The organism is Vibrio sp. D54 (assembly GCF_021728075.1).
Classification (GTDB): Bacteria; Pseudomonadota; Gammaproteobacteria; order Enterobacterales; family Vibrionaceae; genus Vibrio; species Vibrio alginolyticus.
Map to the genome: position 1 here is coordinate 19,638 of NZ_JAKKCS010000026.1, position 22,805 is coordinate 42,442.

At 45.0% G+C, this 22,805-nt stretch carries 20 protein-coding genes; 14 read left to right on the top strand and 6 right to left on the bottom strand.

Going from position 1 to position 22,805, the window contains the following annotated elements; translation table 11 throughout:
* The first annotated feature begins 66 nt into the window (after window positions 1–66).
* From dnaE to L3V37_RS22610, 6 genes are all read left to right on the top strand, one after another.
* On the top strand, window positions 67–3,546 hold the full coding sequence (gene dnaE, locus L3V37_RS22585; RefSeq protein ID WP_005385364.1) for a DNA polymerase III subunit alpha: 3,480 nt from the start codon (window positions 67–69) through the stop codon (window positions 3,544–3,546).
* Between the two features lie 46 nt (window positions 3,547–3,592).
* Complete coding sequence (gene accA, locus L3V37_RS22590; protein WP_005380365.1) at window positions 3,593–4,552, top strand: acetyl-CoA carboxylase carboxyl transferase subunit alpha; 960 nt, start codon at window positions 3,593–3,595, stop codon at window positions 4,550–4,552.
* 106 nt (window positions 4,553–4,658) lie between these two features.
* Window positions 4,659–5,972, top strand: coding sequence for a tRNA lysidine(34) synthetase TilS (tilS, locus tag L3V37_RS22595; RefSeq protein ID WP_237307173.1), 1,314 nt, complete (start codon window positions 4,659–4,661; stop codon window positions 5,970–5,972).
* Between the two features lie 70 nt (window positions 5,973–6,042).
* On the top strand, window positions 6,043–6,357 hold the full coding sequence (locus L3V37_RS22600) for a cytochrome c (RefSeq protein WP_017636043.1): 315 nt from the start codon (window positions 6,043–6,045) through the stop codon (window positions 6,355–6,357).
* 186 nt (window positions 6,358–6,543) lie between these two features.
* Entirely contained in the window at window positions 6,544–6,882 is a 339-nt protein-coding gene (glnB, locus tag L3V37_RS22605) for a nitrogen regulatory protein P-II (RefSeq protein ID WP_005380372.1), read from the top strand.
* 140 nt (window positions 6,883–7,022) lie between these two features.
* Window positions 7,023–7,868: an endonuclease/exonuclease/phosphatase family protein gene (locus L3V37_RS22610; RefSeq protein WP_237307175.1), complete on the top strand. Its 846-nt coding sequence runs from the start codon at window positions 7,023–7,025 to the stop codon at window positions 7,866–7,868.
* Between the two features lies 1 nt (window position 7,869).
* On the opposite strand, the gene L3V37_RS22615 is transcribed toward L3V37_RS22610, so the two are convergent.
* From L3V37_RS22615 to gloB, 3 genes are all read right to left on the bottom strand, one after another.
* Window positions 7,870–8,556 carry a YIP1 family protein gene (locus tag L3V37_RS22615; protein ID WP_213973323.1) on the bottom strand — a complete coding sequence of 229 codons (687 nt, stop codon included), beginning with the start codon at window positions 8,554–8,556 and terminating at the stop codon, window positions 7,870–7,872.
* On the bottom strand, window positions 8,553–10,136 hold the full coding sequence (locus L3V37_RS22620; protein ID WP_017820746.1) for a LysM peptidoglycan-binding domain-containing protein: 1,584 nt from the start codon (window positions 10,134–10,136) through the stop codon (window positions 8,553–8,555). Before L3V37_RS22620 ends, L3V37_RS22615 begins: the two co-directional genes overlap by 4 nt.
* Window positions 10,137–10,390: 254 nt before the next feature.
* Window positions 10,391–11,149, bottom strand: a complete 759-nt coding sequence (gene gloB, locus L3V37_RS22625; RefSeq protein WP_005380380.1) for a hydroxyacylglutathione hydrolase — start codon at window positions 11,147–11,149, stop codon at window positions 10,391–10,393.
* A gap of 37 nt (window positions 11,150–11,186) precedes the next feature.
* On the opposite strand from gloB, the gene L3V37_RS22630 reads away from it, so the two are divergent.
* Window positions 11,187–11,933 carry a class I SAM-dependent methyltransferase gene (locus L3V37_RS22630; RefSeq protein WP_017636046.1) on the top strand — a complete coding sequence of 249 codons (747 nt, stop codon included), beginning with the start codon at window positions 11,187–11,189 and terminating at the stop codon, window positions 11,931–11,933.
* Here L3V37_RS22630 and rnhA read toward each other — a convergent pair.
* Window positions 11,930–12,394: a ribonuclease HI gene (rnhA, locus tag L3V37_RS22635; RefSeq protein ID WP_005380384.1), complete on the bottom strand. Its 465-nt coding sequence runs from the start codon at window positions 12,392–12,394 to the stop codon at window positions 11,930–11,932. The genes L3V37_RS22630 and rnhA overlap by 4 nt on opposite strands.
* A 59-nt stretch (window positions 12,395–12,453) precedes the next feature.
* Between rnhA and dnaQ the strand changes: the two genes are divergently transcribed.
* The 5 genes from dnaQ to L3V37_RS22660 all read left to right on the top strand — a co-directional run bounded on the left by dnaQ (window position 12,454) and on the right by L3V37_RS22660 (window position 16,269).
* The gene (gene dnaQ / locus L3V37_RS22640) at window positions 12,454–13,176 is read left to right on the top strand and encodes a DNA polymerase III subunit epsilon (RefSeq protein ID WP_237307177.1); all 723 of its coding nucleotides are present in this window, start codon (window positions 12,454–12,456) and stop codon (window positions 13,174–13,176) included.
* An 8-nt stretch (window positions 13,177–13,184) separates the two neighbouring features.
* The gene (locus tag L3V37_RS22645) at window positions 13,185–14,435 is read left to right on the top strand and encodes a TIGR03503 family protein (RefSeq protein ID WP_237307179.1); all 1,251 of its coding nucleotides are present in this window, start codon (window positions 13,185–13,187) and stop codon (window positions 14,433–14,435) included.
* 224 nt (window positions 14,436–14,659) lie between these two features.
* On the top strand, window positions 14,660–15,190 hold the full coding sequence (locus L3V37_RS22650; protein WP_031780222.1) for a hypothetical protein: 531 nt from the start codon (window positions 14,660–14,662) through the stop codon (window positions 15,188–15,190).
* Window positions 15,191–15,381: 191 nt separating this feature from the next.
* A complete protein-coding gene (locus L3V37_RS22655; RefSeq protein ID WP_017633769.1) occupies window positions 15,382–15,774 on the top strand; it encodes a DUF1353 domain-containing protein in 393 nt (130 codons plus the stop codon).
* An 84-nt stretch (window positions 15,775–15,858) separates the two neighbouring features.
* A complete protein-coding gene (locus L3V37_RS22660; protein ID WP_237307182.1) occupies window positions 15,859–16,269 on the top strand; it encodes a GNAT family N-acetyltransferase in 411 nt (136 codons plus the stop codon).
* Window positions 16,270–16,341: 72 nt separating this feature from the next.
* Here L3V37_RS22660 and L3V37_RS22665 read toward each other — a convergent pair whose 3' ends face one another.
* Window positions 16,342–18,117 carry a SulP family inorganic anion transporter gene (locus L3V37_RS22665; protein WP_017820741.1) on the bottom strand — a complete coding sequence of 592 codons (1,776 nt, stop codon included), beginning with the start codon at window positions 18,115–18,117 and terminating at the stop codon, window positions 16,342–16,344.
* Between the two features lie 207 nt (window positions 18,118–18,324).
* A complete protein-coding gene (fadE, locus tag L3V37_RS22670) occupies window positions 18,325–20,769 on the bottom strand; it encodes an acyl-CoA dehydrogenase FadE (RefSeq protein ID WP_237307184.1) in 2,445 nt (814 codons plus the stop codon).
* Between the two features lie 376 nt (window positions 20,770–21,145).
* Here fadE and lpcA point away from each other — a divergent pair, with 376 nt between their 5' ends.
* Together lpcA and L3V37_RS22680 are read left to right on the top strand one after the other, a co-directional pair.
* Entirely contained in the window at window positions 21,146–21,721 is a 576-nt protein-coding gene (lpcA, locus tag L3V37_RS22675; protein WP_005380392.1) for a D-sedoheptulose 7-phosphate isomerase, read from the top strand.
* 50 nt (window positions 21,722–21,771) lie between these two features.
* On the top strand, window positions 21,772–22,617 hold the full coding sequence (locus tag L3V37_RS22680) for a class II glutamine amidotransferase (RefSeq protein WP_005385395.1): 846 nt from the start codon (window positions 21,772–21,774) through the stop codon (window positions 22,615–22,617).
* The last annotated feature ends 188 nt before the right edge of the window (window positions 22,618–22,805 follow it).

A 22,805-nucleotide genomic window follows, 5' to 3' on the forward strand; every position in this document is an offset into this window, starting at 1 on the left:
GGTGTTATAAACCCAACCTCTTTAGGTTAGAATCCCCAACAAAATAGAGTTACACGGTACCTGTTAATGTCAGATCCCAAATTCATCCACCTGCGTGTTCATAGTGACTTCTCGATGGTGGATGGCCTCAACAAAGTTCCGCCAATCGTAAAGAAAGTTGCTGAGCTCGGTATGCCCGCAATGGCGTTGACCGACTTTACCAACCTATGTGGTTTGGTGAAGTTTTACGGTACGGCGCATGGCAGTGGTGTTAAACCGATCATTGGTGCTGACTTTAAAATGCAGTCGGACGAGTTTGGTGAAGAGCTGACACAAGTGACTTTGCTTGCGGCGGATAATGTAGGTTATAAGAACCTGACGTTATTGATATCAAAAGCGTACTTACGCGGACATGTTCAACACCACCCAGTGATTGACAAAGCCTGGTTGGCTGAAATGTCTGAAGGCCTGATTGTATTATCCGGCGGTAAAAGCGGGGAAATTGGTCGCGGCCTTTTGAAAGGCAACCGTCAAATAGTGCAAGGGTGTGTTGATTTCTATAAACAGCATTTTCCAGATCGCTTTTATCTTGAGCTACTTCGTACCGGTCGTCCAGATGAAGAAACTTATCTTCACTTTGCGGTTGAATTGGCAGAGCAGCAAGACTTGCCAGTAGTGGCGACCAATGAAGTTGTATTCCTGAGCCCAGACCTATTTGATGCTCATGAAATACGCGTAGCGATTCACGATGGTTACACATTAGAAGATCCGCGCAGGCCAAAAAACTACAGTCCGCAGCAATATCTTCGTACAGAAGAAGAAATGTGCGAGCTGTTTGCTGATATTCCTGAAGCGTTAGAAAACAGTGTCGAGATAGCGAAGCGTTGTAACGTGACTGTACGCTTAGGGGAGTACTTCCTACCAGCCTTCCCAACTGAAGGGATGAAAGAGACTGAGTTCTTAGTCATGAAATCCCGAGAGGGCTTGGAAGAGCGTTTAGAGTTCCTATTTCCAGATGAGGAAGAGAGGAAACGTCGCCGCCCTGAATATGATGAACGTCTTCAGATAGAGCTAGATGTTATCAACCAAATGGGATTCCCTGGTTACTTCTTGATCGTAATGGAGTTCATCCAGTGGTCAAAAGATAATGGAATTCCTGTAGGTCCTGGACGTGGTTCCGGTGCCGGCTCTTTGGTGGCTTACGCATTAAAAATCACCGACCTGGATCCATTAGAATACGACTTGCTGTTCGAACGTTTCTTGAACCCAGAGCGTGTTTCGATGCCCGATTTCGACGTCGATTTCTGTATGGATAAACGTGACCAGGTTATTGACCACGTTGCGGAAATGTACGGTCGCGACGCGGTATCTCAGATCATCACGTTTGGTACGATGGCGGCAAAAGCGGTAATCCGTGACGTTGGCCGCGTATTGGGCCACCCATTTGGTTTTGTTGATCGTATTTCAAAGCTGATCCCGCCCGATCCAGGCATGACGCTAGATAAAGCGTTTAAAGCTGAACCTGCACTACCTGAATTGTATGAGGCCGATGAGGAAGTTAAAGAACTCATCGACATGTGTCATATTTTGGAAGGCTGTACGCGAAACGCCGGTAAACACGCTGGTGGTGTTGTAATTTCACCTACAACAATTACCGATTTTGCGCCAATTTATGCAGACGCTGAAGGTCACTTCCCGGTTACTCAATTTGATAAAAACGATGTTGAGACCGCTGGCCTAGTTAAGTTTGACTTCTTGGGTTTACGTACCTTAACCATTATTGACTGGGCGTTAGGGCTGATTAACCCACGTCTAGAGCGAGAAGGTAAAGAACCGGTTCAAATTGAATCCATACCGTTAGAAGACCCTGCCTCTTTCCGTTTGTTGCAAAACTCTGAAACGACAGCAGTATTCCAGCTTGAATCTCGAGGCATGAAAGAGCTGATTAAACGACTTCAGCCAGACTGTTTCGAAGACATCATCGCATTGGTAGCACTCTTCCGTCCGGGTCCTTTGCAATCGGGCATGGTAGATAACTTTATCGACCGTAAACATGGTCGAGAAGCGATCTCTTATCCAGATGAAAAGTGGCAACACGAGTCGCTAAAAGAGACGCTTGATCCAACCTACGGCATCATCCTGTATCAAGAGCAGGTAATGCAGATTGCGCAGATCTTAGCAGGTTACACGCTAGGTGGTGCGGACATGCTTCGTCGTGCAATGGGTAAGAAAAAGCCAGAAGAGATGGCAAAACAACGTGCTATCTTTGAAGAAGGTGCGATAAAGAACGGTATCGATGGCGAGTTGGCGATGAAAATCTTCGACTTGGTAGAGAAGTTCGCCGGTTATGGTTTTAACAAATCGCACTCTGCTGCTTATGCATTGGTTTCTTATCAAACTCTTTGGCTGAAAACACATTATCCTGCCGAATTTATGGCTGCGGTAATGACAGCCGATATGGATAACACGGAAAAAGTCGTTGGCTTGGTCGATGAGTGTTTCCGTATGAAGCTTACCGTGCTGCCACCAGACATCAACTCTGGCCTATATCGCTTTAATGTTGATGAAAATGGCGCAATTGTTTACGGTATTGGTGCGATAAAAGGGGTTGGTGAGGGCCCTATCGATGCGATTCTTGAGGCGAGAAATAAAGGTGGTCACTTTAAAGACCTATTTGATTTCTGTGCTCGAGTTGATCTAAAACGCGTCAATAAACGAGTGATAGAGAAGCTGATTTACGCGGGCGCGTTGGATCGACTAGGCCCACACCGTGCGGCGATGATGGCGTCACTCAATGATGCGGTAAAAGCAGCAAGTCAACATCACCAAGCTGAGGCGTTTGGTCAAACGGATATGTTTGGTGTGCTAACGGATGCACCTGAAGAAGTAGAGCATAAGTATACGCAGGTTCCGCCTTGGCCAGAAAAAGTGTGGTTAGAGGGCGAGCGTGATACCCTAGGTCTATATTTGACAGGGCACCCAATTAACGCCTACGTAAAGGAACTAAACAAATACACCAGTTGTCGACTAAAAGACGCAACGCCCACTCGCCGCGATCAATCTGTCACGGTAGCCGGCCTGGTTATTGCCGCTCGTGTAATGACGACCAAGCGTGGTACACGAATTGGTATTATGACACTGGATGACCGAAGTGGCCGCATGGAAGTGATGTTGTTCTCTGATGCGCTGGATCGATACGCTGAACTTCTCGAAAAAGACAGAATTTTGGTCGTTTCTGGACAGGTCAGCTTTGATGACTTCAACGGTGGCCTTAAAATGTCGGCGCGTGAAGTTATGGATCTCGGCAGTGCGCGCGAGAAATACGCTCGTGGTTTGTCGGTATCGATAGATGCAAATCAGATCAACGATCAGTTTTTTGAGCAGTTCAGCCGTATTTTAGAACCGCACAAAGCCGGAACCGTACCCGTCAATGTATACTACCAGCGTGCCGACGCCAGAGCGCGGTTAACATTGGGCACCGAGTGGCGAGTAACGCCAAGTGATACATTACTCGACGATTTAAAACAGTTGCTTGGCAAAAGCCAGGTAGAACTCGAATTTAACTAAAAATTCAGCGCAATATGTTAGACGCTGAGTAAACAAGGATTCATAGATGAGCCTAAACTTTCTTGAATTTGAAAAGCCAATTGCAGAACTAGAAGCGAAAATTGAAGCATTACGTGATGTCTCTCGTCACGGTGGTGATTCTGCGATTGACCTGGATAAAGAAATCGAACAGCTTGAGAAGAAAAGCTTAGAGCTGAAGAAAAAAACCTTCAGTGACCTAGGTGCATGGGAAACAGCTCAACTGGCTCGTCACCCACTACGTCCTTACACGCTGGATTACATCCAACACGCTTTTGAGGAGTTTGATGAATTAGCGGGTGACCGCGCGTTTGCAGACGACAAAGCGATTGTGGGTGGCATGGCTCGCCTTGAAGGCCGCCCTGTGATGATCATTGGTCACCAAAAAGGTCGTGAAACCAAAGAGAAAGTGAAACGTAACTTTGGTATGCCAAAACCAGAAGGTTACCGTAAAGCGCTACGTTTGATGGAAATGGCAGAGCGTTTCAACATGCCGATCATCACATTTATCGACACGGCTGGCGCGTATCCAGGTGTGGGCGCAGAAGAGCGTGGTCAATCTGAAGCGATCGCGAAGAACCTAAAAGTGATGTCTGGTCTTAAAGTGCCAGTCATCTGTAACGTTGTTGGTGAAGGCGGTTCTGGTGGTGCACTAGCAATCGGTGTAGGCGACTATGTGAACATGCTTCAGTACTCTACGTACTCAGTAATTTCTCCTGAGGGTTGTGCTTCAATCTTATGGCGTGATTCAGACAAAGCGCCACAAGCGGCAGAGGCAATGGGCCTAACTGCTCCGCGTCTTAAAGAGCTTGAACTGATCGACGAAATCATCGAAGAGCCACTAGGCGGCGCTCATCGCGATCATGTTCAAATGGCAGCGAATATGAAAGCGACACTACTTCGTCAGCTAGAAGATCTAGAACAACTGGATGAAGAGACGCTACGTGAACGTCGTTACCAGCGCCTAATGAGCTACGGTTACTGTTAATTTCGGTGATTGCTATTAAGCGTTAGCTGATATCTCAAGTGATAACAGTTAAAATAGAAAGGGTTGGATGAGAGTCCAGCCCTTTTTTGTACCTATCGGATCGTTTATGGAATCGCTTTACCTGCATTTTGCTCAAGTTCTCGGCCGCTACTATCAATCAGGCACTAAGGTTGTCTTGGCGTTTAGCGGAGGAGTGGATTCACGTCTTTTACTCGAATTACTCAGTCGCTACCAACAAGCGCACTCTGTAGAGTGTCACGCTGTGTATGTGCACCATGGTTTAAGCTCGAATGCCGATAATTGGGCCGATAAATGCTTACTTTGGGCACAACAAGTGGGGATATCGTGCTCGATCGAGCGAGTGAGCTTAGACATCAGCAATGGTGAAAGTATTGAACTTCTTGCTCGTGAAGCTCGCTACCAAGCCTTAACTAAGTACATTCAAGAAGGCGATATACTGTTGACTGGTCAACATGCCGACGATCAAATAGAGACTTTTCTCCTTGCGCTTAAGCGTGGTAGCGGGCCAAAAGGGTTATCTTCGATGGCGGAGAGTATGCCGTTTTCTTGCGGATCTCTAGTTCGACCATTGCTTACTATCAAGCGGAAGACCATCGAAGACGCCGCTACTAAATTAGGCTTGGAGTGGGTGGAAGACGAAAGCAATCAAGATACCCGTTATGATCGTAACTTTCTTCGTCATTGTGTTGTTCCTGAATTGTCTGGTCGTTGGCCGAGTATCCATCAAGCGGTTCAGCGCAGTGCAAGCTTATGTGCTCAACAAGAAGCGCTATTGGATGAACTATTGAGCGCGGTGTTTGAACGCGCTTTACAAACGGATCTAAGTTTGAGTATTGAAGAACTGGCTAAGCACAGTGAATTAGCACGTGCGCGCTTGATTCGTATGTGGCTAGCTAAGCTTAATACTAGTATGCCGACTCAGGTACAACTCAATCTTATCTGGAATGAAGTGGCATTAGCTCAGCAAGATGCCAACCCCAAACTACAGCTTAAACAAGGTGAAGTGCGCCGTTTTCGAAATCGTCTCTTCTATTGGGTAAAGGAAACGGCTGATGTCACTAAGTGGCAAAGTACGATTCAAGTTGATGCGACTTTGTCGCTGCCTGAGGGACTCGGGGAGCTGACCTTAACGACGAGTTCTAGTAACGCAACGATTGCGCTACCGAGTCAGCCAGAATTGCTTCGCGTGACCTTCAATCCGGAAGGCTTATCAGCGCATCCAACCACGCGTAATCATAGTCGAAAACTGAAGAAGTTATTCCAAGAATACAATGTGCCAAGCTGGCTGCGTCGTCAAATTCCGATTTTAATGTACCAAGACCGAGTCGTTGCTGTGGCAGATCTGTTCGTTGATCAGGCGTTTAATGGTCAAGATTGTGAACTTATTTGGCGCAGGTAATGAAAATTCATGCCACAATGTCGATTATAAAATATAAAAATCCTTAAATAATAATTGATTAGGTGAAGCAATGAAGAAAACAATCATGGGTGCAATGGTGGCGTTAACCATGTTCAGTGGGCAGGCTCTAGCTGCGGGAGATGCTGCAGCAGGTCAAGCAAAGTCGGGAGTATGCGCGGCGTGTCATGGCGCTGATGGTATTGCTGTCATTCCGGGTTACCCAAATCTGAAAGGGCAAAATGAGCAATATATTATCAGTTCAATTAAAGCTTATAAAAATAAAGAGCGAACAGGTGGGCTTGCTGCTGTGATGCAAGCTCAAGCTTCATTGTTGTCTGATGAAGATATCGCTAACCTAGCGGCTTACTACGCAAGTTTGAAGTAAACGCGAGTCTGAAAAAGCTTGGACGGTTGGGCATTGAGCAGTCCTCATTGGGTTTTATCAACTCACGATATTCGCTATGTTAATTTGCTCAGCCTGGATTTTCGCTGGTGGATCAGAGACAAACATTGAATGTTGCGAAACGCTAAACGATAATAAGCGCAATCGATTGAAGCTTAAGGGATGAACATGAAAAAAATTGAAGCGATTATCAAGCCATTTAAACTGGATGATGTTCGAGAAGCGCTAGCTGAAGTTGGCATTACAGGGATGACCGTCTCTGAAGTGAAAGGCTTTGGTCGCCAAAAAGGTCACACCGAGCTTTACCGTGGTGCAGAGTACATGGTGGACTTTCTACCTAAAGTGAAGCTCGAAATCGTTGTAACGGAAGATGTGGCTGATAAATGCGTAGAGACAATCATTGAAACCGCGCAAACTGGTAAGATTGGTGATGGTAAAATATTCGTCACTGATATTGAGCGTGTGGTTCGTATTCGTACTGGTGAAGAAGACGAAGACGCGATCTAAGGTTTCTTGTCACCTGTTTCGTATTTATTATGCTAAAAGGGAGCCAAGTGGCTCCTTTTTTGTTGTTTGCTTATTAGTGAAATCATTTAACCCGAGATTGGTTGTTCTAGATTTGGGGTGCCTACATTCAGGTTTGTCGTATGTTTAAGCGTTTTTTTCTGGCGTTAGCTTTTCTCGTAATGGTGGTATTGGTTGGCTTCCAGGTTATTTTCACCGTACCAGATCAGCCGCAAATTATTACCCAAACAGGTACCGAGCTGACACAAGATATTAGGTGCATCGAATTTAGCGATTCAAAAGCTCTCGATCATGACGGCAAAATCAATGTGCTTGTCTGGAATATCTACAAACAGAACCGGGCTAACTGGCAACGTGCACTCGATGAGTTTTCTGCTGATAAGCAGTTGCTCTTATTGCAAGAAGCCAGCATGACACCATCATTTAAGCAGTGGTTGGTGGATGGTCGCTGGGTTAGTAATCAAGTGAGTGCTTTTAAGGCGCTGGGTAGCGGTGCAGGTGTAATTAGTATTGCTCAAGGGCAACCAGAAAAAGCCTGCGCTTACACCTCTAAAGAGCCGTGGCTGCGCTTACCTAAGTCTGCATTATATAGCCAGTATCACTTGAGTAATGGCGAGAAACTCGCAGTGGTGAATGTACATGCGATTAACTTCACCGTAGGTACAAAAGAGTATATATCTCAGTTAACGGCGCTTGAAATGCTTTTAAAGCATCATGTGGGGCCAATCCTATTCGCTGGAGACTTCAATAGCTGGAGTGAATCTCGCGTTAATGCGATGAGGCAGGCCTTAAAGGCTGCGGACTTACAAGAGGTGACGTTCTTGCCGGATCATCGAGTCCAATTTATAACAGGGTTACCACTGGACCATGTGTTTTACCGAGGTCTGACGCTTAAGTACGCAAAAGCGCCGCAGAGCGACGCTTCCGATCATAACCCATTGTTATTGTCATTTACGTTAAATGACTAGCTTAGGTTACCACAATATAAAGTGCCCAAATAACGTAGAAGAATACCCATGGCAGGCTTGCAATCACCAAAGCTTGGCCACGTTCAAACTCCGTCCACGTCAGTACAACGCCGTAGCCGAGCACAATGTACCAAGGCAAAAGCAAAGGTAACGAGCTAGCGAAATGAGACCATTCGTTAGTAAGAGGCAGCTTTAATAGACCATTGAGGCTATTTAAATCGGCAGCGTAAGTCATTACCTGACCATGCTTGAGTAGCAAGCTCGCGTAGCTTGCTACATCGCCCAATACTGCTGGGAATAAGATAGCACACGATGCGGCAAACCATTTCCAGTAACCGTATTGTTGTTTGCTTGCCTTTGTTGCAAGAAAGAACCAAAGCGCGAGCAATAGTAAGGTGGCAAAGCGGTTGAATATATCATTGATGATCGCGCTTGCCATTAGCGTGTTTGGTTCTAATAGCTCAATCTGCTTTGGGTCGATTTGCTGAAACTGCGCAGCAAGTTGGTCACTGAGCCACGTGAAATCGACATTCGAAAAGTAAGCACCCCAGAATAAAAACGGACTAAGCATCAGAAAGATGAACGGCTGCCATCCCCATCCGCCGCGTTGATAAAGCGCTAGAAAACAAGATGTTGGAGAACGAAAAATGTCCAACAGCATCACAAGTGGATTGCTTGATGGGTTCATACACTTACCTTCGTTACGTCAACGTACAACTTAAGCTTTTGACCTGGTTGTAAGTATTTTTTCTTGTGTAGTGAGTTCCATTTCACGATGTCGTTCGTTTTTACTTTGAACTTGCTTGCAATGCCGCTAATGGTGTCGCCAGAGCGAACGTTGTAGAAAACGGTACGGATCACAGAACCTTTGTCTGAGTCCTTCCAAATCACTAGCTTTTGACCCACACGCAATGGATCTTTCGGGCCCATACCATTCCATTTTGCTAAAGATTTATACGACACTTTATTGTTACGTGCGATTGACCACAAACTTTCTCCAGACTGAACGACATGGGTGAGTTTGAGTTGACCACGAGCACGAGATTGAGTCTTGTTTAATCGGTTTTGTGCCGTTAATGCGTATTTTGCATCGTCTTTTGTTGATGTCGGAATCAACAGGTATTGACCAATACGAATATTGTTATTCGATAGGCCGTTGGCACGTCGAATGACTTTCGTGGTTGTGCCGTATTTATTAGCTAGCACGCTTAAAGAGTCACCAGATTTCACCTTGTAGCGAGCGACCTTCATCCCTTTACCGCGATTTTTCTCCACCTTGGTGAGAAAAGTCTCTTTTTTCTCTACGGGAATCAAAAGTTGGTGCGGCCCCTCAGGCGCTGTCGACCACTGGTTGTATGCAGGGTTGTAACTCTGCAACTCTTTTACGCTAATGCCGGCATAATCTGCGGCAATAGCCAGATCTAACTGCTCTTCTGGATCAACAAGCGTTAGAACAGGCTTGTTTGGAATTGCAGGAATATTAAGTCCGTACTTGTCTTGGTTTGCGATAACGTCAGCCAAGGCCAATAGCTTAGGAACGTAACTGCTGGTCTCTTTTGGTAAGTCTAATGAGAAGAAATCGATAGGTTTACCGAGCTTTTTATTCTTACGAATTGCGCTAGAAACACGGCCACCACCGCTGTTATAAGCGGCGATTGCATGTTCCCAGTTACCATCAAAACGCTCGTTTAGTTGTACTAGGTAGTCCAGCGCTGCATCCGTTGCTGCTGCCACATCTCTGCGACCGTCATACCAGTAGTTTTGCTCTAGTCCCATCATTTTTCCGGTGCCAGGGACAAATTGCCACAACCCAGCCGCACTACCGTGTGAGTAGGCAAAGGCATCGAATGAACTTTCCACTACAGGAAGTAAAGCAAGCTCCATTGGGAGTCCGCGCTCTTCGATACGTTTTGTGATCATGTATAGAAAAGGAGTAGCACGCTTAGATACCGTGTAAAGGTGATTTGGGTGCTTTAAATACCACGTACGGTAGTAGTCCACTTTCTTGTGGTTTGGGATATCCATGTCCAGCTGCATGGCGATACGTTGCCACACATCTTCTTGTTCTTGGGGGGAGAGAACTTTAGGCGCGTCGTTAGCGGATTTTTTTGCTAGTGACGATTTATTGCCCGGTTGAGCTTTTACTGCATTTTGCTTTGCAGTCTGCTCAGATTTATTGGTTTCTGGTGTAGAAGACGTTGAATCTGACTGAGTCAATTGACAGCCAGATAATAACAACGCCAACGCCCAAGTATACTTCAAACGCATGGATTCAGCCTATTTAGGGCCTGTTTATCTTCACCTGCCTGTCGCGCAACGTAATGTGCGTGGCAGTCGCAAGATAATAGACATCTTTTAAACACTAACTAATTTATAGAGGCAAAGAGCTTCTAATTATGCAATGGGGAGAAATTCAAATAGATTTATATCAACCCCAAACGTAAGAGAAGCGCCAGTGGCGCTTCTCGAAAAATCAGTCCCTGATAATACTGGGGTCTTGCAAACTTACAAGCAGAAAATGGTTAAAATTCGTTCTTCCACTCGCGTAAAGCAGTAAAAACCGAGCATGGATCGCTATTTTTAATGCGACTAGCAACAGATTGAACCACGTCAGGGTTAGAGGTTCGCAAGAACGGATTAATCCACTTTTCTTTGCGTATTGTTGTTGGAAGTGTCGGAATGTTGAGTGCTCGCAGTCGGTTTACATCGTCGCGATATTGGCGAAGTTGCTCATTGTCAGGTTCAACCGCTAGAGCAAACGCCACGTTACTCGCCGTGTATTCATGTGCGCAGAAGACTTGAGTTTCTTCTGGTAGAGACGTTAGTTTGCTCAGTGATTCAAACATTTGCTCAGGCGTACCTTCAAAAATACGACCGCAGCCAGCAGAAAAGAGCACATCACCGCAAAACAGTTTTCCGTCCCCAACGTAACCGATATGGCCCAAAGTATGACCGGGTAACCCAAGTACTAAGAAAATCTCACCAAACAACTCTAGCTTGTCGCCTTCTTCCATTGGTGTCGTTAGGGTTGGAATTGGCTCTGATTTTGGGCCCACAACGGCGACGTTAGGAAATGCACGCACTAAGTCTGGAACGCCACCAATGTGATCGTTGTGGTGGTGCGTAATTAAAATCGCTTCTAAAGTTAATTCGTTAGCCTGCAGAAATTCTAATACTGGCTTCGCATCGCCCGGATCAACGACTGCGCAGCGCTTATCGCTATTTTGTATCAGCCAGATGTAATTATCATTAAATGCGGGTATGCTTTTGATCTCTAACACGATTCGTTCTCCGTCACCCATTTTAGTCAGGTGGTTAATGAAACCAGCACTCAGCAACAAAACTATACCACACCCGTCGACTTGGTCAGCAATGAACAACGGTCCGTGGGTGCTTGAGTCAATCCAGACCCGACTTGATGAATGGTGCCCGAAACTCTTCGGCTACCATATGCTCAAACTGGGCGGGTTGAGCTGTGAGCTAACCAGCTGTAATTGTAACATTCAACACCAAGTCAACGTAGATATCCAGAACCCGTTGCATAATGTGATTGCAGATGGTTACGAATTACCCTTTTTGGAAAAAAGCTTTGATGTTGTGATACTCGCTCATCAGCTCGACTATGCAAGCGATCCACACCGTTTGTTGCGTGAAGTCGATAGAGTGATGATGGATGATGGCTATGTAATTATTACTGGATTCAACCCATTAAGCTTGACTGGATTAGCGAGTTTGCTTCCATGGCGTAAACATAATTTGCCTTGGAGTGGACGAATGTTTACGTCGAACCGCATCAAAGATTGGTTAGGGTTACTTAATTATCAAGTGATTCATTGTGATCGTTATGCGCTGTTTCCGATGAAACGTTACCGTACGATGTGGACATGGTTGGAAAATAGTCTTGGTGATTGGGCATCACCCGCTGGGAGTTTGTATTACATAGTCGCGCGGAAACGGACATACCCTCTCAAGCCTATCAAACCGCATTGGCGCTTGAAGAAAAAGCTCACACCACTTGGGGTGATGAATCGAGAGGGTAACACTATGAGGAAAGAATCTCGCTAAGAGGGTTGGTAACCTGTATCTTCCTCAGTTGGGTTTTCTGCAGCAGTACGGGCTAGCTCATCACACATTTCGTTCTCACGATGGCCTGCGTGGCCTTTTACCCAATGCCATTCAACTTGATGGCGTGCGGTTTCTTTGTCTAGAGCTTGCCATAAATCGGCATTCTTCACGGGTTTTTTATCCGCTGTTTTCCAACCACGCTTCTTCCAGTTATGGATCCACTGAGTAATACCTTGGCGCACATATTGGCTGTCAGTCGTTAAAGTGACTTTGCAAGGTTGTTTTAACGTCTGTAGCGCGACGACAGCCGCCAACATTTCCATGCGGTTGTTGGTAGTTAACGTATAGCCTTTGGAAAGTGTCTTTTCTACGTCTTTGTAACGCAATACTATGCCGTAACCACCTGGTCCTGGGTTACCTAAACAAGAACCGTCAGTGAAAATCTCAACGTGTTTGGTCATATTTTTTGGTACTATTAGCCGAAACATTTAATAAAGCATAGTCTGACATACATAACCTTATGAATACCAGCAGCAATTCTGAATATAACCGCATTGTCGTTCTCGATACCGAAACCACAGGTATGAACCGCGAGGGTGGTCCTCACTACATGGGACACCGCATTATTGAAATCGGTGCCGTGGAGATCATCAACCGTAAGCTGACTGGTCGTCACTTCCACGTTTATTTAAAACCCGATCGTGAAATCCAACCAGAAGCGGTTGAAGTTCACGGTATTACGGATGAATTCTTGGTTGATAAACCGGAATACGCGAGCGTGCACCAAGAGTTTCTTGAGTTTATTAAAGGCGCAGAACTTGTTGCCCACAACGCACCCTTCGATACCGGCTTTATGGATTACGAGTTTAGCATGCTCGATCCTAACATCGGCAAAACGGACGACTACTGCAAGGTGACCGACACCCTTGCAATGGCGAAGAAAATCTTCCCTGGTAAGCGAAACAACCTTGATATCTTATGTGAACGTTACGGTATTGATAACTCGCACCGTACACTCCACGGAGCTTTGCTCGATGCGGAGATTCTAGCCGACGTTTACCTCTTTATGACGGGTGGTCAAACGAGTCTAGAATTTAACGCGAATAAACAAGAGGGTGGAGTAGAAACCATTCGTCGTATTGAAGGAAGAAAAGCGCTAAAGGTTTTGCGCGCAAGTGCCGATGAACTAGAAGCTCACCAAAAAAGATTAGAGTTGGTGAACGACTGTATTTGGCATCAATAGGAGAAGCTATGTTGAGGGCTTTGTTGGTCGCGTTTTTAGCGATATGGAGTAGTCTCTCGAGTGCTGCGAGTGAATCTACAATGTCTTTGTTAGACAATCGCTTTCGAGTTGATCCAACCATCGAGCAGATCACGTTTTTGGTTTATCGTGAGCAAAGTTCTCAGCCAGTTGTTTTAGTCCGTCCTGACGGTAAAAAATACTATGCCTGGGGCTCTTACGACAATGTACGTTGGTATCAAGAAGCCTCACTCGATATTATTTCCGTTGATAACCCTATGCCAGGTCCATGGCAGGCTGTGGGGAAAGTTACGCCTAAAAATAACATCCGCTTAATTTCTCACCTAAAGCTCAGTACGGATCTGTTCCCAAACCGATTATATAATGGGGAAGCGCTTAAGTTTACAGCTCGCCTGACCTCCGACGGCAAACCTCTTGTATTGCGCGACTTCCTTGATCGTGTGAATCTGCGCGTGACATTTACCAAGTTTGTCGAAAATGAAGATGAGCTGATCAAAGAAGCACGTCCAGTGCCGATGGTTGTGGGTGAGTTTGCTGATGACGGCCGAGGCTTGGATGAAAAAGCAGGGGATGGTGTGTTTACGGTTCAGCTCCCAATAGACGTTGAGCCTGGTAAGTACCGCGCGCGCATCACGTCTGGCAATGGCGTATTCTTACGAGCGCAAGAACAAGTCATCTTGGTTTATCCGAACCCAATCTCTCGTACTTTTATTCAGGCTCGTAATCCCGATAAGCCACACCAATTAGTGGTGAGTGGCGAGCAAGGTATGATTGCACCAGGCTCTATAGCAGTCACAGTGAAAAAGGACGCTCCCGATGGTTTCATTAGTTACAGCCAAGGACAGGTCTCTAAAGATGGAATGAGAGTTACGTTGAACCTCAATAACGATTCTGAACTTGGTAAGTACGCCTGGCGCGGCGAGATCTTTGCCACTGATTTTGCAACCCAGCGCTCGTTGGCGTTTCCTATCCCAGAGCAAACCTTCAGTGTTGTTGATGAAGTTGATCTAGAAGCTGCTCGAATTGCAAAAGAAGCTGAATTAGCCGAGCAGCGTCGTATTGAAATGGAAAAGCAAATTATCGCTGAGCGGGAGGCTGAGCGTAAGCGCAGCATGATTATTATCGCGGTGGGTAATGTGATAATGCTGCTGATTGTGATCATTGCATGGATAGTCTGGCGCAAAATTAAAGCGAAGCGCGATGCCATGCCAGAGATGCAATTAGAAGTACCAAAGAAATAGTAGTAACACACACATAAAGCGAGAAACGGAGCCAATCGGCTCCGTTTTTTTTCAAGTTACCAAATTGGAAGAAGAAAAATGGATAAATTATGAATATTTAAGTTTACTGTACTCAAATATATGTTTGGGATTTTATATAAATAATATATCATTTTTACTTTCTAAATTGGTTGCATTTTTAATGTGACTAACTTTCAAAATAATCAATTAAAGATAAAGGAATAATGAATAAAATTTTAGCTTTTTTTTGTGCAGTGATAATTGTAGGTTGTTCTTCTATTGATAATGGTATTAATAATCCAGATGCGGGAAGTAATAATTTAAAATCACTTGATACCTTCACTTTTGATCCCTTAAGTAAAATCCAAAAAGTAGAAATACCAACTTATTATGATGGCTTGTTTGATACAGCAAGACCCTATTTAGATGAAAAGTACCCTTACACTTATGTCAGTAAACCTCAAGCATACATAATTGATGACGAGATTATTTCTTTTGCTCCCTGGTTTCCTGTCGAAGGAAGGTTTACGGTTTTTCCAACCGCTCACTATATAGTTATAACTCAAGAAACCGAGAGTGGCTTAGTCTCCGCACGATTTAATCATGAACAAGTAATTAAGCTGTTAAGTGAAGAGTATAAAATTACTGAGCATACAAGTCCGTTTTTTCATTATGTTCTAGAGGTTTCTCCAAGTGAACAAGCCAATTTTGTAGAAGATATCCATAAAAAATTGAGTAGACTTCCTTCAGAATAAGGATTGTTGGTTAAATTTTGATTAATAAAGTCAGGGGTTCTGGCTTTATTGATTGCATGGAGTTCTATTTATATTGATTTGGGCTTTGTAATAGGTAGTACGCCATAATAACAAGAGCCGATCTTGTAGGGTTTCTGGATAAATATTCAGCTGTGCGTGATAAATAAGAATAAGTAAATGCGAGGTCTCTGATGAAATACAAAAAGCGTCAGAAGTATAAATACACTCTCCATTCTGAAGAAAAGATTGAGACTCACATTTCAGTGAGTAACGCGTATGACAGCCCTTTTCTTAGTTTGTCCAAACAAGGCGTGTTAACGATTAAAAAGGGCTATGCATGGGATGGAGCGAGTGGGCCAGCGTTAGACACAAAAAACATTATGAAAGCTTCTTTAGTGCATGATGCTCTTTACCAACTCATGAGGGAAGAGGTGTTGCCTCAAAGTGCTCGAAAGCATGCGGATACGTTGTTGAGAGAAACATGTTTAGAAAAAGGAATGTCTAGCTTCAGAGCAACTTATATCTATTATGGCGTCAGAGTTGTCGGTGGCTTCTTTTCTAGACCTGATACTTTGTGTGCTTAATGGGAACATCTTTCCAACGTTTAACTGTTTATTTATACAGTTTAGTTATGTAAGCTCCAAGGTGATACAAAGGAGTAGTACATAATGACAATAAGATATGAAGAGCATGTGCCAAGCCCGAAAGAATACTGTGATATGCGTGTCAAAGCCGGGCTATCACCCAAATCGTTGAAAGCTGCTGAAATTGGTCTACCCAATTCGTTATATGGCGTATCTATTCGGGATGAAGGAAAGCTCATTGCAATGGGTCGGGTTGTTGGTGACGGGGCGTGTAACTTCGAAATTGTCGACGTTGCCGTTGATTCTGATTATCAAGGTAACGGTTTAGGTAGAAAAGTCATGGAATACATCGACGGTTATCTTTCTTCTGTTGCACTTGAAGGCTCTTACGTTTCTATGATTGCTGATGAACCAATTTTTTACGAAAAGCTTGGTTATAGGCTGGTGGCTCCTAAAAGCCAAGGGATGACAAAAAAGTTTAAGCCAAAGGCGTAATACGTATTCAGCTGTGAAGTAAGCACTAGAAAACAGGAGTTTAATTTCCTGTTTCCTATATTAAATTTCTATTTAAGCCACTTCTGGAATTGGTTTGGGTGGCTGCTCTAAATCAGGCTCTTTTTGAACAGTAGGAATTTGTCCCTCACCCACAGCACTGATGTAACAGCCACTAAGTTTAATAGCAAGGTACATATCGGCTCGCAGTAAGATGCCTCCTTCACTGGTGCTGATACCAGTAAGCTCACACCATTGACGAAGACGTCGTTTCCTTCCTGCGAGGATTAAGCGTACACCTCTCTTTTTCAAAGTATTGTGAATATCTGCCAGTGTTGCCATCACACTGAGATCCAAGTGAGTAAAGCTCGATACGGCGTCGATGACAACGCAACTTGCGTCTTTGTGATGCTCTGCCTGCTCTAACACTCTACGTTTAAAGTAAGGAGCATTGAAGTATGTTAGCGGTGAGTTAAAGCGGTAAATCACCATTCCAGGAATAGGCGAAGCTTTTCCTGAGTCGTCGATGGTCCGAATGGTGCCTTTTTCATCCAAGCCAAGTAGCTGATCACTCGGCCGCATGACAATACGTAAAAATTGAAACAGCCCTAGCAATACCGCCAAAGTGATCCCCGGTATTACACCCACGATCAACACAGAAATAAAAGTAATGATGGCCAGATAAAATGCATCTTTGTCACGAGATTTTAATTTCCAAATTGCTTTAAGATCGAGCAGCGATAGGGACGCAATGATCAATACAACACCAAGTGAAGCGATAGGGATGAACTGTAAAGGCTCGTAAATAAATACCGCAATAATGGCAATGGTGATTGCAGCGACAATCGAAACTAATTGAGATTTACCACCATTTGCATCATTAACGGCTGTGCGTGAGTCAGCGCCGCTTATCGCGAAACCTTGTGAAAACGCTGAGGCAATGTTGGCAAAACCCAACGCCTGAAACTCTTTATTTGCATCAATATCATAACCGTTTTTAGCCGCGAAACTGCGGGCGGTGAGCATCATGCTAACAAAACTGACAATTGCAAGGTTGAGCGCCGGGACTACTAGTTCACGAACTTCACCTAGCTCAAATTCCGGTGTTTGAAACTGAGGGAAGCCACCTTGAGTGAGTCCGACAACCGATACGCCCATCTCTTGTAAATGGAAAAACCAAACTGACGCAGTAGTTACGAGGATCGCCAGCATGGCAGCAGGCCAAGTTGGTCGGTAGCGTTTGGTGAGCAAATAAACGACAACTGTCACGATACTCAGAGTTACAGTAGGCCAATGAAGCTCGGTTAATCGTTGTGGAGCTTCCCATAAACGTTCCAGTAAATAACGTTGCTCGTATTTCAAACCGACTACTTTCGCAAACTGACCAACGATAATTGTGAGAGCAACACCGTTGAGTAGACCCAAAAGAATCGGACGAGAAAGGAAATCTGCAAACACCCCTAGCTTGAAACGACTTGCCAGTACACACCAAATCCCCGTCATTGCTGTCATGGTCATAACCAACTGCCAATGTTTTGTGGGGTCACCTGCGGCAAGTGGTGTCACAACAGCAGCAATCACTGCACAGGTTGCTGCATCGGGTCCGACAATGAGTTGCCGAGATGTGCCCATCATGGCGTAAACCAACATTGGCAGTACACACGAATACAGACCGACAATTGCGGATACACCAGTTAACTGTGCGTAAGCTATGGCAACTGGCAGTGCAACCGCGACAACAGAAAAGGCGGCTCTAAAGTCGTTAACAAACCATTCTTTTTGATAATGCTTAAGCTGAACAAGCCCTGGGAACCACTGTGCGAGTAATATTTTAGCCAACGGATTTACCATATATGTGAGTGAGTTACTTAAAGTATACACCGCTTAGTTGGAACGTCTGTGAGTTAGTTATCACTGGAAATCGGGGGAAAGATTGGAGTGCGTGGCTTTTATTGCGATTGCGCAGGGGCTTCGTGGTGTGAGGTGTTATGAACGCTATTCTGGTAGCAATAAAAAACGGGAGTTGTCACTCCCGTTGTATGGTTTCAGATTAGAGAGTTAGGCAACGCTATCCATCTGAGGGTATAGCGGCTTTGCGGCGAGCAATTCCGGCTCGAAGTCGTCAACGTTGATTGTATCTAGACGATGCTGTTCCGCTTCTCTGAGTAGATCGGCTTCTTCTTGCGTGATAAAGCCTTGCTCTAGCCCTTCCTGAGCAATCATATCCAAACGTAAGAATGGGCGACGCTTACCTTGCGCTTTACATACTTTGTCAAACACAGGTTCAGCTTGAAGAATGACTGACAGCGCAAGCTCAATCTTACCTGCTGCGTTGTGCTCGGTTGGTTCAAGGTATTGACCGCGACCAATGCGTGAGCGCGTTGCACTTGGCGTTTGTAGAATGCGCGCCACTTTACTGTCTAGTTTATCGCTTGGCGCTTTGCGTACACGACCGAATGGCATGATTAACACGCGCAGTGCACGACCAATCACTTTGTTCGGGAAGTTTGCTAAGAATTCGTCTACCGCCACTTCCGCTTGTTTCAAACTGTCTTGTAGACCCCAGTGTACTAATGGTAAATCTTCGACTGGGCGGCCATCTTGCTCAAAACGTTTCAACGTCGCAGAGCTTAAATATAGCTGGCTTAGAATGTCACCAAGACGCGCTGATAGACGCTCTTTACGCTTCAAAGAGCCACCTAGCACTGCCATTGAGATATCCGATAGTAAGGCAAGGTTTGCACTGTAGCGGTTCAATTGTTGGTAGTAACGCTTGGTTGCATCTTTGGTTGGTGATGAAGAGCCCAGACCGTCGCTCAAACCAAACCAGATACTGCGCACTAGGTTACTCATTGTAAAGCTCACGTGACCAGCAAGCGCTTTATCAAATTTCTCGACAGCATTACTTGCTTCAGAATACGCTGCGTTCATTTCTTCAAGAACGTACGGATGGCAACGGATTGCGCCTTGGCCAAAGATGATCATTGAGCGTGTTAGAATGTTAGCACCCTCAACCGTTACTGCGATTGGCGCACCTTGGTAACCACGAGCTAGGAAGTTAGAAGGTCCCATACAGATACCTTTACCGCCTACGATGTCCATTGCATCGATGATGCTTTGCTGGCCGCGGTGCGTACAGTGATACTTCACGATAGCTGAGATTACTGATGGCTTTTCACCTAAGTCGATACCCGAAACGGTTAAGTTGCTTGCTGCATCCATCACGTAAGCATTACCACCCAAGCGTGCTAATGGTTCTTCAACTCCTTCCATATGACCGATCGGCTGTTTGAACTGACGGCGAATACGTGAGTAAGCACCGGTTGCCATTGCCGCAGTTTTGATGCCACCTGTTGAGTTTGAAGGTAGTGTGATACCACGTCCAACCGACAGACACTCAACCAGCATACGCCAACCTTGGCCCGCCATTTTTTCGCCACCGATAATGAAATCGATAGGAACAAAGATGTCTTTACCGCGCGTTGGACCATTTTGGAATGGCACATTGAGTGGGAAGTGTCGGTTACCAATCTCAACACCTTTGACATCAGTTGGGATAAGCGCACAAGTGATGCCAAGATCTTCTTTGTCGCCTAGCAAACCTTCAGGATCGCGAAGTTTAAATGCTAAGCCTAGTACCGTTGCGACTGGCGCTAGGGTGATGTAGCGCTTGTTCCAAGTCAGGCGCATACCCAGTACTTCTTTTCCTTCCCATTCGCCTTTACAGACCACACCGTAATCTGGAATAGATCCAGCGTCAGAACCCGCTTCTGGACTTGTTAGGGCGAAACAAGGGATTTCCTTACCTTCAGCTAGACGCGGTAAGTAATGATTTTTCTGATCTTCAGTACCGTAGTGTTGCAGTAGCTCACCTGGGCCCAAAGAGTTAGGAACACCAACGGTAGACGATAGAACGCCAGAAACACCCGTTAGTTTTTGTAGTACTAGTGATTGCGCGTATGCTGAGAACTCCAGACCACCGTACTTTTTCTTAATGATCATGGCGAAGAACTTATGATCTTTCAGGTATTGCCAAACTTCTGGCGGTAAGTCCGCGAGTTCATGGGTCACTTGGAAATCACTCACCATGGCGCACACTTCATTCACAGGGCCGTCTAAAAAGGCTTGTTCTTCCGCACTTAACTTAGGTGCTTGAATTGCGTGTAGCTTTTGCCACTCTGGTTTGCCTTTAAACAGTTCGGCTTCCCACCAGACGGTACCTGCGTCTAACGCTTCTTTTTCGGTTTGAGACATAGCTGGCAGCACTTTCTTGAAAAGCACTAAAGCTTTGCGGCTAATTAAAGACTGACGTACGCCAGGAACCGCGAGCACAGCTGCTGCGAGAACGTAAATAGCCCAACCAATAACGCCGACAGTACCTGCTACTGTAAGAGCCAACATGGCCGCGGTGAGTAAGCTAATAGATTTCACGAGAGGCATGCGGTGGTAGAGCGTAATGCCTAGCACGATCGCCATCGTGATGATTGAGAGCAAGATGTCCATATATATTTTCCTTTTCAGACTTTATAAGTTTTGTACGTCTGTATGTTAGGTAAGAGGTCTAACCAGTTGGTTTAAGTGTAATCAAAATATTAAGGAAATGTAAAACATAAGATTGGATAAAAAGTGATCTAAGTAGAGTTAAAATTCTAAAGTTGAGATTTGAGTGATGGTTTCATGAGCAAGTTGACAAGTTTATTACCATCACTAATCTAAATCTGTTGGTTCACTATCGACACTAATTCTCGTTTGTGGGTAAACTCAGAGTAATCAAACCCGAGTTCAGGTTTATGAAATGTCCGATACCAAATTGGTATCAGAACAATTTGCTCAGTGAGTCAAGAGCTGACTGAAGCCGAAATAATAAAGAGAACGTCTTATGTACCATGATCTGATTAGAAGTGAATTAAACGAAGCTGCTGAAGTGCTCAACAAATTTTTAAGCGATGACCATAACATTGCGCAAATCGAAGCAGCGGCGAAAATGATTGCTGACTCATTCAAGCAAGATGGTAAAGTATTGTCGTGTGGTAACGGTGGTTCTCACTGTGATTCAATGCACTTTGCCGAAGAGCTAACAGGCCGTTACCGAGAAAATCGTCCTGGCTATGCTGGTATTGCTATTTCAGATCCAAGCCACCTTTCTTGTGTGAGTAATGACTTTGGTTATGACTTCGTGTTTTCACGTTATGTAGAAGCGGTTGGTCGAAAAGGTGACGTACTGTTTGGTCTGTCGACTTCAGGTAACTCAGGTAACATCCTGAAAGCGATTGAAGCAGCACAAGCTAAAGGCATGAAGACGATTGCGCTAACAGGCAAAGATGGCGGCAAAATGGCAGGCCTTGCAGATATTGAAATCCGCGTGCCACACTTTGGTTATGCAGACCGCATTCAGGAGATTCATATTAAGATTATTCATATCATCATTCAGTTGATCGAAAAAGAGATGGAATAATCGTTTACGGCCACCGTTTCGAGCTGTGTTGTTAGGGAGTTTTTTAAACCATGTGTGAATTGCTCGGTATGAGCGCTAATGTTCCAACGGATATTTGTTTCAGTTTTACTGGGCTCATGCAGCGTGGAGGTCGAACCGGCCCACACCGTGACGGATGGGGGATCACCTTCTACGAAGGGAAGGGCTTTCGAACCTTCAAAGATCCCAAGCCAAGTTGTGAGTCTAAAATAGCAGAGTTGGTACAAAATTATCCCATCAAAAGTCGTGCGGTCGTTAGTCATATCCGACAAGCGAATCGTGGTGGTGTTAATTTAGAAAATACTCATCCCTTTACACGTGAGCTGTGGGGTAGGTATTGGACGTTTGCGCATAACGGTCAGCTCTCTGGTTACCAAGACTTGCATACAGGTCGACATCGACCTGTCGGTGAGACAGATAGTGAACTGGCATTTTGCTGGTTGTTGAAGCAAATGGAAGATCGATATCCTGAGCCACCAAAGGATATGGAGTCGGTATTCTTATATGTTGCTAAATGTTGTGATGAGCTAAAAGAGAAGGGTGTATTTAACATGCTTCTGAGTGATGGTGAGTATGTAATGACGTATTGCACCAATCATTTGTATTGGATCACAAGACGCGCACCGTTTGGAAAAGCTGCTTTGCTTGATGAAGATGTGGAAATTAACTTCCAAGAAGAAACAACGCCACATGACATCGTTTCTGTGATCGCAACTCAACCTTTGACGGGCAACGAAGCTTGGCAGCGTATGAAACCTGGCGAATACGGCTTGTTTCACCTAGGTGAACTAGTCAAAAATAATGCCTCTGAACTGGTAAATGTGCCGTTTGCGGCGGCTAAGCCGGGCAATCAAGCGCCAACCGAACCGTTGGAGTGATGGTTTATTACTCTGAATATAAAAATAAAGCTCGCTTAATCGCGAGCTTTATTTTTATGCGTTGTGCCGTCCTAAATAAGGTTGACACTTTCCACCCCCAAAATTGGAGAGTGTTATGAAATCAACAACTAAAAGAACTCAGCGCGATTACTCCCTCGCTTTTAAACTCACTGTAGTTGATGAGGTTG